Genomic DNA, 15,048 nt, shown 5'->3' with positions numbered 1-15,048 from the left:
TCATCCTTTAAAATCAAAAAGCCTTTTAAAAACAAACAAAGGTTCAATCTTGTTTTCTTGCGATACATTAAAATCTAAATGTTCGTTTAAAAATTTTTGCACCTTAGCAAAAGGTGTAAAAACACTAATGCCTTGCGAGTCTATTAAAATTTTTAAAGCTCCAAAAACACTAAAATATAAGTAAATTTCTAAATATTTTGCTCTTTTACGCATTTGAAACAAGCAAGATTTATTTTCAAAGTTAAAAGGAATATGATAAATATTTTCAAAACTTGCAAAAAGCATTTCTTTTAATATCTGATAACGCTCTATATCTTTACAATCTAAAAGATTTTGTATAATGAATTTTTTATAAGAAATTTTATCCTCTAAAATAGCGATTATCAAAGCCAATCCCTCTTCAAAAGGTTTGAAATTAGGACGCTTTGAAAGATGTTTAAATTGTATAACTCCACCATTTTGCATATAAAGTTCGGCTAAATATTCAGCACCAATTTCAAGCTCTATCATGCTTTTGGTTTGAATCTTTTTATGATTTAATAAAAGCGTATAATGTCCATAACCTGATTTAGCTAAAACTTTCATTTGTATAGGTAAGGTAGAATTAATCATACTCATAATTTTTCACACCATTTTACTAATTCAAATGCCAATTTTTCTTTATTTTGCAAGGTACTTTTATTTTCATTGTTTAAAGTGATAAAATAAAGTTCATTTTGATCACTTCCAAAATAATTTTTTTGATCAATAATATTAAGACAAACCATATCAAGTTGCTTATCTTTTAAAGATTTTTTCGCATTTTCTAAGGCATTTTGAGAATCAAATTCCATCTTAAAACCTATCTTTTTGCCTTGAAATTTGCAAGTTTTAAGCAAATCTTCATTTAAAGATAGGTGCAAATTTAAACCCTCTAAATGCTCATTTTTTTTAATTTTTCCTTTTACACTTTGAGGGATAAAATCACTCACTGCAGCTGTCATAATCAAAAAATCATGATTTAAATTTTTATCCAAAAGCTCCTTTAGATCCTTAGAACTTTCAAATTTGCAAAGCTCATAAGGAGTATCAAATTCCACAGAGCTTAAAAGTTTTACCCTAGCTCCTAAAAAATAAAAAGCATCAGCTATGGCTTTTGCCATTTTTCCACTTGAAAAATTACTCACACAACGCACATCATCGATTCTTTCCCTTGTGCCGCCACCTGTGATAACTACGCTTTTATTGCACCAAAACTTTTCTTTTAAAAGCTCTCTTTTGGTGATATTAAAAATATCCTTAACTTCAGCTAAGGCTCCTACGCCTTCATCTTTACAAGCTAAAACTTTACAAATAGGCTCTATAATCAAAGCTTTATTTTCTTTAAGTATCTTTAAAGAATTTTGCGTGCTAAAATGATGAAACATATTTGTATTTGCCGCAGGAGCTATGATAAGAGGTTTATTTGCTGCGATTAAGGTTTGGATAAAAAGATTATCCGCTATACCAAAAGCAAGTTTATTGATAGAATTAACACTTGCAGGGGCAAACAAAACAAGGTCTACATCCTTGCTAAAAGCTATGTGATTGTTTGAATTTTGCCAACTTTCATTTTCCTCACATAAAACTTCATCAACCAAGGCTTCAAAACTCATTTTGCTAGCAAATTTTAACAAACCATTAGAAAGCAAAACTTTTACCCTAAAGCCTTCTTTTTTAAACAAAGAAATAAGCTCATAAGATTTATAAAAAGCTATACTACCGCTAATGGCTAAAAGTATGGTTTTCATTTTTGAAATTTCTTGTAATAATAATCTTTTATCATTTTATGCCCTGCTCTATTGACAAACAAAGCACCCTTTTCTACATTGACACTTACTGTGCTTCCTGCTGCTATGATCACTTCATCTTCGATTTTTACAGGTGCGATAAATTGCGTATCCGAACCTACAAAAACATTTTTTCCTATGATGGTTTTATGCTTTTTTACCCCATCATAATTACAAGTGATAGTCCCACAGCCTATATTGGTTCCACTATCTATCTCACAATCTCCTAAATAGCTCAAATGCCCTGCTTTTACGGTATTTAACTTTGCATTTTTGCATTCTACAAAATTTCCTATATGAGTGTTTTTTAACTCACAATTTGGACGCAAATGTGCCAAAGGCCCTACATCGCTATTTTCTACGATGGAATTTTCTATCACGCTTGAACTTTTAATGATAGAGTTTATAATCTTACTTTTGCCCTCTATCCTTACATTTTCATATACTTCACATTCACCTACAAATTCAACATCTGCACCTATAAAAGTGCTTTGCGGTAAATGAAAAATCACACCCTGTTGCATCCAGTATTTTTTAATTTTTTCTTGCATGAAATTTTCAGCTATACTGAGTTCAAATTTATCATTAATCCCCATAAATTCATCTTCATCTACAAAAACTGCTTTAATCATCACATCTTTTTCTTTTGCTAGTTTTACAATGTCGGTTAAATAATACTCTTTTACCGCATTATTGTTATCAATCAAAGGTAAAAGCTCTTTTAAAAGCCTCGAGTCAATCACATAAACCCCAGCATTGCAAGTATTTATCTCTTTTTCTTGTGTATTTGCATCTTTAAATTCAACAATTTTTTCAACGCTATCGTTTTTTATCACCACTCTGCCATAACTTTTAGGATCTCTTGCTTTAAAAACTGCTAGATTTAATTTTGCATTATTACCTAACAAAGCTTCCAAACTTGTTTGCTCAACCAAAGGCATATCGCCACAAAGAATCAACACTCTTTCATTTTTAGGCTCAAACCCCCTTAAAGCTCCCGCAGTTCCTGGATAATTTTGCAAGTCTTGCTCTAAAATTTGTGTTTTTGGAAAATATTCTAAAATTTCTTTTTCAACGCGTTCTTTTTGATGCGATAAAACTACACTTACATCATCACTTAAAGCAAAAGCCTTTTTTAAAATGTGTAAAATCATACTTTTTTGACAAAGCTCTTGCAAAACCTTTGGCTTTTGTGATTTCATTCTAGTGCCTAATCCTGCCGCTAAAATCAAAATAGAAGTTTTCATTTTTTACCTTTGTTATCAAGAAGTCTAAAAGACTATTTTAGCAGTTTAAAGTTAAAATCCTAATACCCTTAAACTAGTTTTTAGTCATCAAAAGATAAAATTTAAATTTCTTTAGTAAAAAACAAAAAAAGGTTTTTAAATTTTGAAAAAAATATTATTATTTTTACTTTTAAGCATGAGCTTATTTGCTGCTGAAGCAACTATTCCTACAGTAAATTTAAGCTTAAGTGCACCCAATACACCTAATCAGCTTGTTACTACTTTAAATATAGTGATTGTTTTAACCATACTTGCGCTCGCTCCAAGTATAGTTTTTGTTATGACTTCTTTCTTGCGTCTTATTGTGGTATTTTCATTTTTGCGACAAGCTATGGGGACGCAAAGTATGCCACCTAACACTATTTTAGTAACCTTGGCTTTAATTTTAACTTTTTTTATCATGGAACCTGTAGCTACAAAATCCTATAATGAAGGTATAAAACCTTATTTAGCAGAAAAAATAGGCTATGAAGAGGCTTTTATAAAAGGAGCAAAGCCTTTTAAAGATTTTATGCTTAAAAATACTCGAGAAAAAGATTTAGCCCTTTTTTATCGCATACGCAATCTACCCAATCCCAAAACCATAGATGATGTTCCCCTTACGGTTTTAGTTCCTGCTTTTATGATTTCAGAGCTTAAAACCGCTTTTGAAATAGGGTTTTTAATCTACCTACCCTTTTTAGTCATAGATATGGTTGTAAGCTCAGTTTTAATGGCTATGGGTATGATGATGCTACCTCCTACTATGATCTCTTTACCTTTTAAACTCTTAATTTTTGTATTAGTGGATGGATGGAATTTGCTAGTGCAAAGGCTTGTGGAAAGCTTTGTAACCTAAGAAGGAAAATCCTTCTTAGAAAAAGAATTCTAAATTATTCTTTTTAAAAGTATCTTTAACATCTTTAAGATATTTTTCTCCTAAAGAATCAAAAAGCCCATCTTTTTTGCTTTCTGCAATAAATTCATCAAGCTCTTTTTTAAGTTCTGCATTACCTTTTTGCACTGCTATACCCCAAAACTCAGAATTTTCTTGAAAAGGTGCCAAAATGGCTCTAGTTGTATCTTGATGTTTTTGCCAAGTGCGATAAATCGTAAGTTGATCATAAAAAAATCCATCAGCCTTACCTTGAATCACTTCCAAAATAGCAGCATTTTCTTTATCAAATAAATTAATAGTTGCATTTTTTAAATTTTTAACCGCATATAAATGCCCTGTAGAACCACGCTTTAAAGCCAAAACTTTGCCCTTTTTATCTAAATCTTTGATATTTGTAATATCAGAGTTCAAAGGAGTTAAAATAGCCAAATTTGCCTTAGCATAAGGAATGCTAAAATCCACCACTTTCTTTCTCTCATCGGTAATTGTCATAGAGGACATAATAAGATCTATCTTGGCTGTTTTTAAAGCAGGTATTAAACCATCCCAAGCGGTATTTTTTACTACAAGTTTATAGCCGTTTTTCTTTGCAAAAGCTTCTAAAAAATCCACGCTAATTCCACTTGCTTTGCCTGTTTTATCGCTCATTTCAAAAGGCGGATATCCAAGCTCCATTCCTACAACCAAATCTTTTGCACTCAAATTTAAAGCAAAAAAAGAGATAAAAATCAAAATAATTTTTTTCATAATTTCCTTTCAAATTTTTTTGTAAAAAAATTATACTAATTTTATCTTATTTTGTTATTAGCAATTTATTTCAAACTTAAAAAATTAATACTTCCTAAACCCTAGTTTGTCCTATAAGATTATTAAGTCTATCCATTATAGAATTAACATAAGAGTCTATACTTTGGTTACTTGCTTTCCAACCATTAGCTTTTACTTGATTAAATTCTCTATCAAACCAAGCTCCACCATAGCCTATGCTTGTATTTTGCCAAGCAACTCCTTTTTCCATTGCATATATATCTGCATCAAGCCAACCATCTTGCGCATAGCCTTTTAATAAACTTGCAAAATCTACTTTGCCTGTCATAATGTCATCGAAATCTACATTAGAGTATTTTGGAATACTTTGTTTAGCAACATTAAGATTATAATTCATTGCTTGCGGTGCAATAGTTGTATTTTTTCCTGCAACCATATAACCACCTTCTGATTTTAAAAAGCTCATAAACAAAGTTTCTTTAGAATAACTTCCATCTTCATTTTGTGGATAAACTGACATATCAGGATTAAATCCACCTTCCATTAAAGCTCCTTGTGATAAACTTTGAGTTGATATATTTAATTTTTGCGGATAAAAATCAATACCCATCATTCCCATTTGTATTGCTTGAGCTTCATGAAATTCATCATCTGTTTTAAAAACATTAGTTACTTTTGTGTTAGAATGATTAACTAGTCCTAATGCATTATAAGGATTGGATTGATCTAAAAAATCTAAACCTTTATATCCAACAGAAATATAACCCTTAGGCATAGAATTTATATCTGCTTCAGTGAAACTTGTTTTATTGGTATCATTAAAAGTATGATTAACAATTTGATTAAATTGATTATAGTATTGTTTTATGGTATCAGCCATATCGATATTGGTAAAATAGCGAGAAATTCCTAGCTGTTCTTTTATATCTTGATATTGTGCTTCATTAAAGTTATATATCTCATCCAAAGTAGATTTATGTATCTTAAAATCTTCAGGTAATCCTGCAGCTTTGTTAAAATCACTTCCCATATAACCATTTTTATCTACACTATAGCCATAGGCTGTATTATTACTTATATCTGCTTGTTTATATTTTAGAGTATAAATAGAGTTTTTAAATTCACTTGATATATCATAATTAGGAGAATTTGTTTTACTACTTATACTAAAATTAGTGTTATTGCTAGTATTTGTTGTATTGGTAGAATTTAATACTTCACTTCTTGCTAGAGTTTGTGAATTTGCATTTTGAATTTCATTTAATTTACTAGCATTTTGTTTTAAAAAAGCATTAGCAAAACTTATTTTAAAATTTTCTTTACTTTCTTTATTGGCTTTTGCTTGTGAAAGTATAGAATTATAATTTGAGTTATCATTGATGCTAAAGATACTCATATTAATTCCTTAATTTAGATTTTTCTGCCTTCAATCTAAATATATTAAAATAATATAAGCAAAATCTGTTTCGTTTTGGGGTAGAGTTATTTTTCTAAATAAATTTTTAAAGCCCTTTCATAGTCTTCTTTAGTATCAATCCCCATGCTTGTTGTTGATATTTCAAGCATTTTGATTTTTTTACCATTTTCTATAGCTCTTAACTGCTCTAATTTTTCCGCTCTTTCAAGTGCAGAACTTGATAAAGAACAAAACTCCCTTAAAGCTTTGACACTATAAGCATAAATGCCTAAATGCCCTTTAAAACTTTCCTCGTAATTTTCTCTTTCATAAGGGATTTTAGCTCTTGAAAAATACAAGGCATACCCTTCTTTATCGCAAAGCACTTTAACCAGATTAGGATCCATAGCTTCTTCTTGGGTGATTTTTTTATAACAACTCACCATAAAAGCTTTTTTATCCAAGCAAGAACTTGAAAATTCTTTAAATTTTAATAAATTTTCACATTCTATAAAAGGTTCATCAGCTTGGACATTGATAATAATCTCATCATCTTTTAAAGATAGTTTCTTGCAAGCTTCATTAATCCTATCCGTACCGCTTTCATGATCTTTGCTTGTTAAAACCGCATTTAGACCATATTCTTTAGCGATACTTAAAACCTTTTCATCGTCTAAAGCTATACAAACTTCATCCACGCTACTTACTCTTCTTGCAGTAGCCACAAACATAGGCACTCCACCTATATCGCATAAAATTTTCTCATGAAAACGACTTGATTTTAATCTTGCAGGAATAATAATCATTTTTGCATCCAATTTAAAATTTCTTTTTTTATATTTTTGGCTTCAAATACCTTTTCATCGCTATTTTTCAAGTCAAATAAAGCCAAAATTTCATCTTTAACTTGGACATTAAACTCTTTAGCTATAAATTTTAAATCTTCTTTTTCATTCTTAGAATCCCTATCATATAAAGCTTTTATCATACTTGGAGTAAATTTTGTCCATTCTGCTGTAGAGGTAATAATGCTAGGTTTTAAAGGATCAAGCATTTTAAAACAAGTTGCGGTGTGCGGATCGATTAAAATCTTGCTTTGTTTGATAAATTGCATACATTCTTCATCGGTGCAAAAATCCGCCTCAAAATCTTCTTGCAAACTTTGCAATTCTTCTTTTTCAAGTTTAAAATATCTCTCATTTTTCAACAAATTCATCAGTTCTTTGGTTCTTTTATCTTTAAATTTCGCAAACAAAAGTCTTTCGATATTAGATGAAACAAGTATATCCATAGCTGGAGAAATAGTCTTCTTAAGACTTTTTTCACGCAAATCATAAACGCCATGATTAAAAAATTCACTCAAAATATTATTCACATTTGAAGCGATTTTGATTTTTGAAATTTTAGCTCCCATTTTTTTAGCATAAAAAGCCCCTAAAGCATTGCCAAAATTTCCACTTGGAACGATAATTTGCACTTCTTCTAAAAACTCATTAAAAAGTTTTAAACTCGCATAATAATGATAAATAATCTGAAATAAAATACGCCCAAAATTTACAGAATTAGCTGCGCAAAGCTCATAATTTAAAGCTTTAATTTCGTTTTGAAAATCTTTTGAAAAAAGCAATTCTTTTAAAGTGCGTTGCGCTGCGTCAAAATCCTCATCTATGGCAAAAACTTTCAAATTATCCTTATCTAAAGCTCGCATTTGCAACTCTTGAACTCCACTTGTGCCACCTTTTGGATACATACAAGCTACTTTAACATTTTTTGCATTTTCAAAGCTTTTTAGGGTTGCAGGTCCTGTATCGCCACTTGTAGCACAGATAATTAAAATATTTTTATCCTTTGAAAATTCGCTTAAAAGCACGCCAAAAGGCTGTAAAGCCATATCTTTAAAAGCTCTTGTAGGCCCATGCCAAAGCTCGTTAATATAGGTTTTTTCAGCGATTTTTTGCAAAGAAATAGGCGTATTTTTATCATCAAAGCTTTCGTAACTTTTCAAAGCCTTTTTAAAAAACTCTTCTTCGCCAAAACCAAAACTTTCTATAAGCTTTAAAGCAAAATCTTTATAAGACAAATTGGCATATTTTTCTCCTTCAAAAATAGGTAAATTTAAAGGTGAGTAAAGCCCTCCTTCTGGAGCGTTTGGGTTAATCAAAGCTTCCTTAAAACTTGATACATTATTTACATTTCTACTCTCGACCAATTTCACTGTTCAAACTCCTTGATATAAGTTTTTATTTTTTCTCTTAACGAATCTTTTAATTCTATATTTAATTCTATAATTTGACATTTAAAACCAAAATCTTTAACTTTAACAAAATCCTTAAAAGTAAGCATTAGTGTATCGCAATTATGTTTTTTTAGCAAATTTTCTAGTTCTTCTTTTTTAAACTCATAATGATCTTTAAAAAAATAACAAGCCCTTGCTTTGATAAAATGCTCATACAATCTAAAAGATTTAGCAATAGCAGTTACCAAAACAGCCTTTGGATTTTCTTTTACAAAAGAATAACGCACAAAATCCCTGCCTTCTAATGCAATAAAATCAGCCCTTTTTTCATAAAATTTTGGCAAACGATAAGCCCCACTTGGCAAAGTAAAATTAAAATAAGGTTTGATTTTACTTTCAAGTAAAATATCAAATTTTTTAATATGAAATTTAGAAAAAGCATCATCAAGTACAACGATTTTAGCTCCCAACTCAAAAGCTTTTTCAATACCTTTTACTCTATCTTCGCTCACAATCACACCTTTGATATTTTCTTCAAAAGCATACTCCATAGCTTCATCGCCACTTTGTGCTAAGGTGCATAAAATTTCATTTTGATTTTTAACAACAAACAAACCTTTAGATTTTCTTTTATAGCCCCTAAGCACTATAAAAACGCCATCAAATTCCCTTGCTATAGCTTTGCAAAGCGGGGTTTTTCCATTACCTCCAAAACTTAAATTACCAACGCTAATAACAGGTTTTTTAAAAACTATTTTTTTACGAAAAAAAGTATTTAAAATCGCAAAAAAAGCATAAAGCACACTTAAAGGTAAAAGTATAAAAGCAAGGCATTTTTGCCAAAAATTGGGCTTAAAAAAATAATTATCAAGCCAAAGTTCATAATTTTTTTCTTCACTCATTGTTTAAATTTCCAAAATTTCAGGCATTTTTCCCTTAAAAGCATTTTTTTGCATGCGATTTTTTAGCATGGCAATCAAAGAAGAATCCAGTGTTTTTAAAAGCTTTTCATCATTAGTTTCTAAGGCTTTTAAACCTTCATCGATTTTTGCATAAGAAAAACCCAAATCCGCTTCATCGCTTTGATTTTCCCAAAGATCCGCACTTGGAGCTTTTTTGATAAAATTTTCATGCAAGTTAAGGTATTTTGCTAAGGCATAAATTTCACTTTTATAAAGCGATCCTATAGGATTAAAAGCACAAGCTAAATCTCCATAAATCGTACCATAACCTAAAAGCAATTCACTTTTATTAGAAGTACCTATGACTAAAGAATTTTTCAAGGCAGAATAATCATAAAGCAAACTCATTCTAATACGCGCTGCAAAATTTCCCAAAGATACTAGAGTAGTATTTTCACTTTGCTTTATAAAAGCATCTAAAATGCTTTGAATTTCTATGATTTTATATTCAAGATTTAAATCCGCACAAAGCCTTAAAGCATCTTCAAGATTGGCTTTATTTGAAATTTGAGTTGGCATTAAAAGAGCAAAAACATTCTCTTTTAAAGTTCTTTTGCAAAGTGTTGCTACTAAAGCAGAATCAATCCCACCACTAAGCCCCAAAACCACACCTTGACTTTGAGAATTTTTCACTTTTTCTTGTATAAAATCACACATTTTTTCCGTAATCTTTTGCCAATCCATAAAGCTTGCCTTTTAAAAATTTAATGTATAATTATATTTATTTAAGGCAAATTTTTTATTAAAGAGGTAAAAAATGCAAATTATCAAACAAGCTTGTGGAGCTTATGAGACAAATTGTTATATTTTATTTGGTGAGCATGGAGAAATTATAATTGATCCTGGTTTTGATGCGCTAAATTTTATCAAAAAACATGTAAAAAATCCTTTAGCGATTTTAAACACTCACGGACATTACGATCATGTTTGGGATAATGAAAAAGTAAAACAAGCCTATCAAATCCCCATTTATATTCATAAAAATGATACTTTTATGCTTGAAGATCCTTTTAATCAAGGTTTTATGCCTAGCAAAGCGGATTATTTGATTGATGATGAAAATATCATTTCTATAGGCGGACTTGACTTTAAATTTCACTTTTTACCAGGACATACACCAGGTTGCACTATGATAGAAATTGTAGGTAAAAATATCATGTTTAGTGGAGATTTTTTATTTTATAGAAGCATAGGAAGATGGGATTTTCCTTATTCAGATGCAAATTTAATGAAACAAAGCTTAGAAAAAGTTATGACTTACAAAGAAGATTTTAAACTTTTGCCAGGACATGGACAAGAAACTACTTTAAAAGAAGAGCAAGTCCATCTACCCTCTTGGCTTAGATATTTTTAAGGTATATTAAAATGGAATTAGATCAAATTTTATTATATGCTTTTATTTTTTTAAATCTTTTTGCCCTTTTTGGTTTATTTTTGGGAAATAAAAAGAAAAATCAATTTAATGATAAAAAATTTTATAAAATCTGCCCATGTAAAAAAATGGCAGAAAATGGATCTTTAAGTACGATTTGTATTTATTCAGCTGTAGGAGGATTTTTTTACAGCGTATTATCTATAGGTTTTATAGGTTTTGGTAATTGGACTTTAAATTTTATTTTTTTACTTGCATTATTAAGTGTTTTTTTAGGGTGGAAATTAAAACTTGATTGAAAAATATTTTTAAGAAAAATCCATTGATTTTTCTTAATTTTTATTTAAAAGTTGTACCACCATCAACGATGAAAGTATGTCCTGTCACCCAACTTGCCTTACTTGAACAAAGAAAAAGACATGCTCCAGCCAAATCTTCAGGCTGCCCCATGCGATTTAAAGGGCTTAAATTTATAGTAGCCTGTTTTACTTCTTCATAATTTGTAAAAGCTCTTAAAGCATCAGTTTCAATAGGCCCACCACTTACGACATTTACACGGATATTTTTTTCTCCAAGTTCAGTAGCCGCATATCTTGCCATAGCTTCTACAGCGGCTTTTGCTGTACCATGACCTGAATAATTTTCTATATACACTAAATTTCCTGTAGATGAGATAGAAATAATGCTTCCACCCCCTACTTTTTCCATCCTTTTAGCTGCTTCTTGTGCGCCCACAACAAAAGCATTTACTGTGGCTGTAAAAATGTTATTAATTCCCTTTGGTTTTAACTTCATAAATTTAGTATAACCACCTACAACCGCACGTCCTGAAATGATAGCATTTGAGATAAAATAATCCACTCTATCAAAATCCACATCAATTTTTTCAAAAAGTTCTTTATAAGTTTCAGGTTCTAAAATATTAAACTCATAAGCTCTAGCTTTGATTTTATAATTTTTCTCCAAATCTTGAACCATTTCATCAGCAATTTGCACATTAGAATTATAAGTAAAAGCTATATTTACACCCACTTTAGCAAATTCATAAACTATAGCTTTGCCTATCCCGCGAGTTCCACCGCTAATTACTAAAGTTTTTCCTTGAAATTCTGTATTCATTAAAATCCTTTAATCTTATATTTTTTCATCACTTCTTCAATTTTAGCAAAATTTTCCTTACTTGGAGGACAAAGGGGAAGTCTAAATTCCAAACTTTCTATCAATCCAGCTATATACATAGCCGTTTTAATAGGAATAGGATTACTTTCGCAAAATAAAATTTTATTGATATTATAAAGCTCATCATTGATTTTTTTAGCTTCTTTATAATTTTCATCTAAAGCAAAATGAGTTAAAGTGCTAATCATATCGGGTAATAAATTTGAAGTTACTGAAATCACTCCCTTTCCGCCATTTGAAAGTATAGGATAATTGATCGCATCTTCCCCTGAAATAAGCATCATTCTAGGTTCGTGCGCAAGCAAATCCACACACTTATCGATATTTCCACTCGCTTCTTTTACTCCATAAATATTTTCACAATCTCTAAAAAGCTTGATAATAGTATCCGTTGAAATTTCACAACCTGTTCTTCCTGGAACATTATATAAAAGCACAGGAATATCTACACTTTGTGCAATAGCCTTATAATGCTCATAAAGTCCTTGTTGTGTAGGTTTATTATAATACGGTGCCACACTTAAAATCCCATCAGCACCATGCTCTTTAGCAAATTTAGCCAAACCCACTGCCTCATGAGTTGCATTACTTCCCGCACCTGCTAAAACCTTAACTTTAGTTTCTTTGCAAGTCTCAACGGCTATTTCTATGCAAGTTCTATGTTCTTCATGGGTTAAAGTTGCACTTTCTCCTGTTGTTCCTACTGGAACTACTGCATCGATGCCATTTTCTATTTGTCTTTTAATCAATCTTGCATAACTTTGCTCATCAACTTTTCCATTTTTAAATGGTGTAATAAGAGCCGTCATCGCCCCAATAATAATATTTTTATCCATTTGAATCCTTTCTTAGAATTACCGTAGTTGAATTTTCTTGAATAAAATATTTTTTAGCACAAGAAATCAAATCTTTTAATTCCAAATTTTGTATATCTTTCTCATAATTTAACAAAGGATTGATATCTCCTCTTGCTAGATATGAACCATAAATATTTGCCACTGCACTAGCATTGTTAAATGAGAAAATAAAATCGCTTTTGACATTATTTTTCACTCTTTGCAAATCTTTTTGAGAAATTTTACCCATTTTAAGCTTATCAATGATTTTTAAAAGCTCTTTTTCTACTTTTTCTGCATTAACATTGGGGTTACAATTACAAATAAAAATAAATAAATTTTCATCTATACAATCATTAACATAAGCATAATAATCATTGATTAAATTTAATTTATCAATCAAAATTTCACTCATTAAAGAACTTTTCCCACTTCCTAAAAGCTCGGATAAAGCATTTAAAGCAGGTATATCTTTGTGCTTGAAATTTGGAATTTTATAAGCAAGGGCTAATAGTTCAGTATCTGAGTTTTTATGCAAATATATTCTTTTTGCTCCATCTTGCTTAGGCTCTTTTGTGTGAATTTTAGGCATAGTCTTAGTATTTTTAATCTTTTCAAAATGTTTTTTTGAAAGCTCAAAAACTTCTTTACTTTCTATATCGCCACTTACAAGTAAAATCGCATTTTTAGGTTGATAGTAAATACTGTGAAATTCTTTAATATCTTCAATACTCCAATTTTCTATATCTTTAAAAAAACCTATAGGAGTCCAATGATAAGGATGATACATAAATGCGTGATTAAAAAGCCTAAAATAAAGATATCCTAAAGGATTATTATCTGTTCTCCATCTACGCTCTTCTAAAACTACCGCTCTTTCAGGCTGAAATTCTTCATCTTTTAAATTTAAATTCGCCATAAGTTCAGCAAAAAGCTCGAAAGCTTTATCTAAATTTTTCTTCGCACATTTAATATAATAATGAGTATAGTCAAAACCTGTGCTTGCATTATTCACACCACCAAAACCCTTAACAATCTCATCAAATTCGCCAGCTTTTAAATTTTTAGTACTTTTAAAATTTAAATGTTCTAACATATGAGCTATGCCGCTTTTTCCCATGATCTCATTTCTTGAACCCACTTTATAAAAAATATCAACGCTAATCACATCACTATTTTTATTTACAGGCAAAGCATAAATTTCAAGCTTGTTTTTCAATTGAATTTTTTCATAAGCAATCATTTTAAATTTACCCCAACAGCTTCACTAATGTGTAAAAAACCATCTTTTCTTAAAAACTCTATAAGATTTTGATTGATATTTTTTACCAAAGAAGGACCTTTAAAAATCAAAGCTGTATAAACTTGCACCAAATTAGCCCCATTTTTAATACGCTCATAAGCAATATCAGCACTATCAATCCCTCCACTTGCAATAAGCAAGGTTTTGCCAAAAAGAATTTTAGCTACTTCTTTGAAAAAAATACCACTTTTTTCCGTAATCAGCCTTCCGCTAATACCGCCAAAAGTACGATTATTATCTAGCAAGCTATAATCAACACTAGTATTGGCTAATATAAATCCATCTGCACCTTTTTTAATGACATTTTCACATAAATTTAAAGCATCATCTATTTTCATATCAGGAGCAATTTTTATCAAAATAGGCTTAGAAGTGATTTTTTTGGCTTCTTCAAGCAAGGTATTTAAAAAATCATCATTTTGCAACTCTCTTAAATTTTTAGTATTAGGAGATGAGATATTAACGATAAAATAATCACACAAATCCTTAAAATCTCTAAACAAAGTAAAATAATCCTCCAAGGCTTTGTCATTTGGAGTGATTTTATTTTTCCCTATATTTACCCCTAAAGGCAAAACAAAAGGATAAGTTTTTGCAAGCCTTAAAGCAATCTTTTCAGCACCTTCGTTGTTAAAACCCATAGCATTTTGTATACTTTCTTGTTTTACAAGTCTAAATAAGCGTGGCTTTTCATTGCCTTCTTGGGGTTTTGGAGTAAAAGTTCCCACTTCCAAAAAGCCAAATCCTAAAGCACTCAAAGGTCTTATCATAGTGGCATTTTTATCAAAGCCTCCTGCTAAACCTACAGGATTATTAAAATCAAGTCCAAGTAAATTTTGCCTTAAACTCTCATCATCAACTATATATTTGTGTGCTAAAAAACTTAAAGCTCCTGGAAAACTAGCACTTAAAGCCCTTAAGCTATATTCAACCAAAGCATGTGCATGCTCAGGGTTTAACTTAAAAAGTAAAGGTTTTATCATTTCATAAGCCATTTTTTAATCCTTTTTAAAATTCTAACTAAA

Annotated in this window: 16 protein-coding genes; 3 read left to right on the top strand and 13 right to left on the bottom strand. The window is 30.2% G+C overall.

Annotated elements, in window-relative coordinates:
• Genes AT682_RS03920 through glmU form a run of 3 tightly spaced genes read right to left on the bottom strand, consistent with a single transcriptional unit; the run spans nt 1 to nt 3,055 of the window.
• Nucleotides 1-618, bottom strand: coding sequence for a hypothetical protein (locus AT682_RS03920; protein ID WP_002852539.1), 618 nt, complete (start codon nt 616-618; stop codon nt 1-3).
• Nucleotides 615-1,769: a bifunctional phosphopantothenoylcysteine decarboxylase/phosphopantothenate--cysteine ligase CoaBC gene (coaBC, locus tag AT682_RS03915; RefSeq protein WP_002882344.1), complete on the bottom strand. Its 1,155-nt coding sequence runs from the start codon at nt 1,767-1,769 to the stop codon at nt 615-617. The genes AT682_RS03920 and coaBC overlap by 4 nt, the downstream gene beginning before the upstream one ends.
• Entirely contained in the window at nt 1,766-3,055 is a 1,290-nt protein-coding gene (glmU, locus tag AT682_RS03910) for a bifunctional UDP-N-acetylglucosamine diphosphorylase/glucosamine-1-phosphate N-acetyltransferase GlmU (protein WP_002882345.1), read from the bottom strand. The genes coaBC and glmU overlap by 4 nt, the downstream gene beginning before the upstream one ends.
• Before the next feature lie 142 nt (nt 3,056-3,197).
• Here glmU and fliP point away from each other — a divergent pair, with 142 nt between their 5' ends.
• Complete coding sequence (gene fliP, locus AT682_RS03905; protein ID WP_002852529.1) at nt 3,198-3,932, top strand: flagellar type III secretion system pore protein FliP; 735 nt, start codon at nt 3,198-3,200, stop codon at nt 3,930-3,932.
• A gap of 15 nt (nt 3,933-3,947) precedes the next feature.
• Here the strand turns inward: fliP and glnH are convergent, their stop codons facing one another.
• The 6 genes from glnH to nadE all read right to left on the bottom strand — a co-directional run bounded on the left by glnH (nt 3,948) and on the right by nadE (nt 10,017).
• Nucleotides 3,948-4,718, bottom strand: a complete 771-nt coding sequence (gene glnH / locus AT682_RS03900) for a transporter substrate-binding domain-containing protein (protein WP_002882346.1) — start codon at nt 4,716-4,718, stop codon at nt 3,948-3,950.
• A gap of 94 nt (nt 4,719-4,812) precedes the next feature.
• A complete protein-coding gene (locus tag AT682_RS03895) occupies nt 4,813-6,135 on the bottom strand; it encodes a Cj0814 family flagellar-dependent secreted protein (protein WP_016818245.1) in 1,323 nt (440 codons plus the stop codon).
• A gap of 86 nt (nt 6,136-6,221) precedes the next feature.
• Nucleotides 6,222-6,941, bottom strand: a complete 720-nt coding sequence (gene kdsB, locus AT682_RS03890) for a 3-deoxy-manno-octulosonate cytidylyltransferase (RefSeq protein ID WP_002882912.1) — start codon at nt 6,939-6,941, stop codon at nt 6,222-6,224.
• Nucleotides 6,938-8,350, bottom strand: a complete 1,413-nt coding sequence (thrC, locus tag AT682_RS03885) for a threonine synthase (RefSeq protein WP_002882908.1) — start codon at nt 8,348-8,350, stop codon at nt 6,938-6,940. The genes kdsB and thrC overlap by 4 nt, the downstream gene beginning before the upstream one ends.
• Nucleotides 8,347-9,273, bottom strand: a complete 927-nt coding sequence (gene lpxK, locus AT682_RS03880; RefSeq protein ID WP_002882906.1) for a tetraacyldisaccharide 4'-kinase — start codon at nt 9,271-9,273, stop codon at nt 8,347-8,349. Before lpxK ends, thrC begins: the two co-directional genes overlap by 4 nt.
• Before the next feature lie 3 nt (nt 9,274-9,276).
• The gene (nadE, locus tag AT682_RS03875) at nt 9,277-10,017 is read right to left on the bottom strand and encodes an NAD+ synthase (protein ID WP_002882905.1); all 741 of its coding nucleotides are present in this window, start codon (nt 10,015-10,017) and stop codon (nt 9,277-9,279) included.
• Nucleotides 10,018-10,090: 73 nt separating this feature from the next.
• Between nadE and AT682_RS03870 the strand changes: the two genes are divergently transcribed.
• Both AT682_RS03870 and AT682_RS03865 read left to right on the top strand, forming a co-directional pair.
• Nucleotides 10,091-10,687, top strand: coding sequence for an MBL fold metallo-hydrolase (locus AT682_RS03870; RefSeq protein WP_002873848.1), 597 nt, complete (start codon nt 10,091-10,093; stop codon nt 10,685-10,687).
• An 11-nt stretch (nt 10,688-10,698) separates the two neighbouring features.
• Nucleotides 10,699-11,004, top strand: a complete 306-nt coding sequence (locus AT682_RS03865; protein ID WP_002867958.1) for a hypothetical protein — start codon at nt 10,699-10,701, stop codon at nt 11,002-11,004.
• A gap of 40 nt (nt 11,005-11,044) precedes the next feature.
• Here the strand turns inward: AT682_RS03865 and AT682_RS03860 are convergent, their stop codons facing one another.
• The 4 genes from AT682_RS03860 to pyrD are packed head-to-tail and all read right to left on the bottom strand — an operon-like array spanning nt 11,045 to nt 15,018.
• Nucleotides 11,045-11,824 (bottom strand): enoyl-ACP reductase, encoded by a 780-nt coding sequence (locus AT682_RS03860; RefSeq protein WP_002882904.1) that lies wholly within the window; start codon nt 11,822-11,824, stop codon nt 11,045-11,047.
• Nucleotides 11,824-12,720: a 4-hydroxy-tetrahydrodipicolinate synthase gene (gene dapA / locus AT682_RS03855; protein ID WP_002882902.1), complete on the bottom strand. Its 897-nt coding sequence runs from the start codon at nt 12,718-12,720 to the stop codon at nt 11,824-11,826. Before dapA ends, AT682_RS03860 begins: the two co-directional genes overlap by 1 nt.
• Complete coding sequence (locus AT682_RS03850) at nt 12,713-13,963, bottom strand: M16 family metallopeptidase (protein WP_002882900.1); 1,251 nt, start codon at nt 13,961-13,963, stop codon at nt 12,713-12,715. The genes dapA and AT682_RS03850 overlap by 8 nt, the downstream gene beginning before the upstream one ends.
• Entirely contained in the window at nt 13,960-15,018 is a 1,059-nt protein-coding gene (gene pyrD, locus AT682_RS03845; RefSeq protein ID WP_002882899.1) for a quinone-dependent dihydroorotate dehydrogenase, read from the bottom strand. The genes AT682_RS03850 and pyrD overlap by 4 nt, the downstream gene beginning before the upstream one ends.
• Nucleotides 15,019-15,048 lie beyond the last annotated feature (30 nt).

The organism is Campylobacter jejuni (genome assembly GCF_001457695.1).
GTDB classification, from domain to species: Bacteria; Campylobacterota; Campylobacteria; order Campylobacterales; family Campylobacteraceae; genus Campylobacter_D; species Campylobacter_D jejuni.
This window is presented reverse-complemented; position numbering and strand designations above follow the sequence as displayed.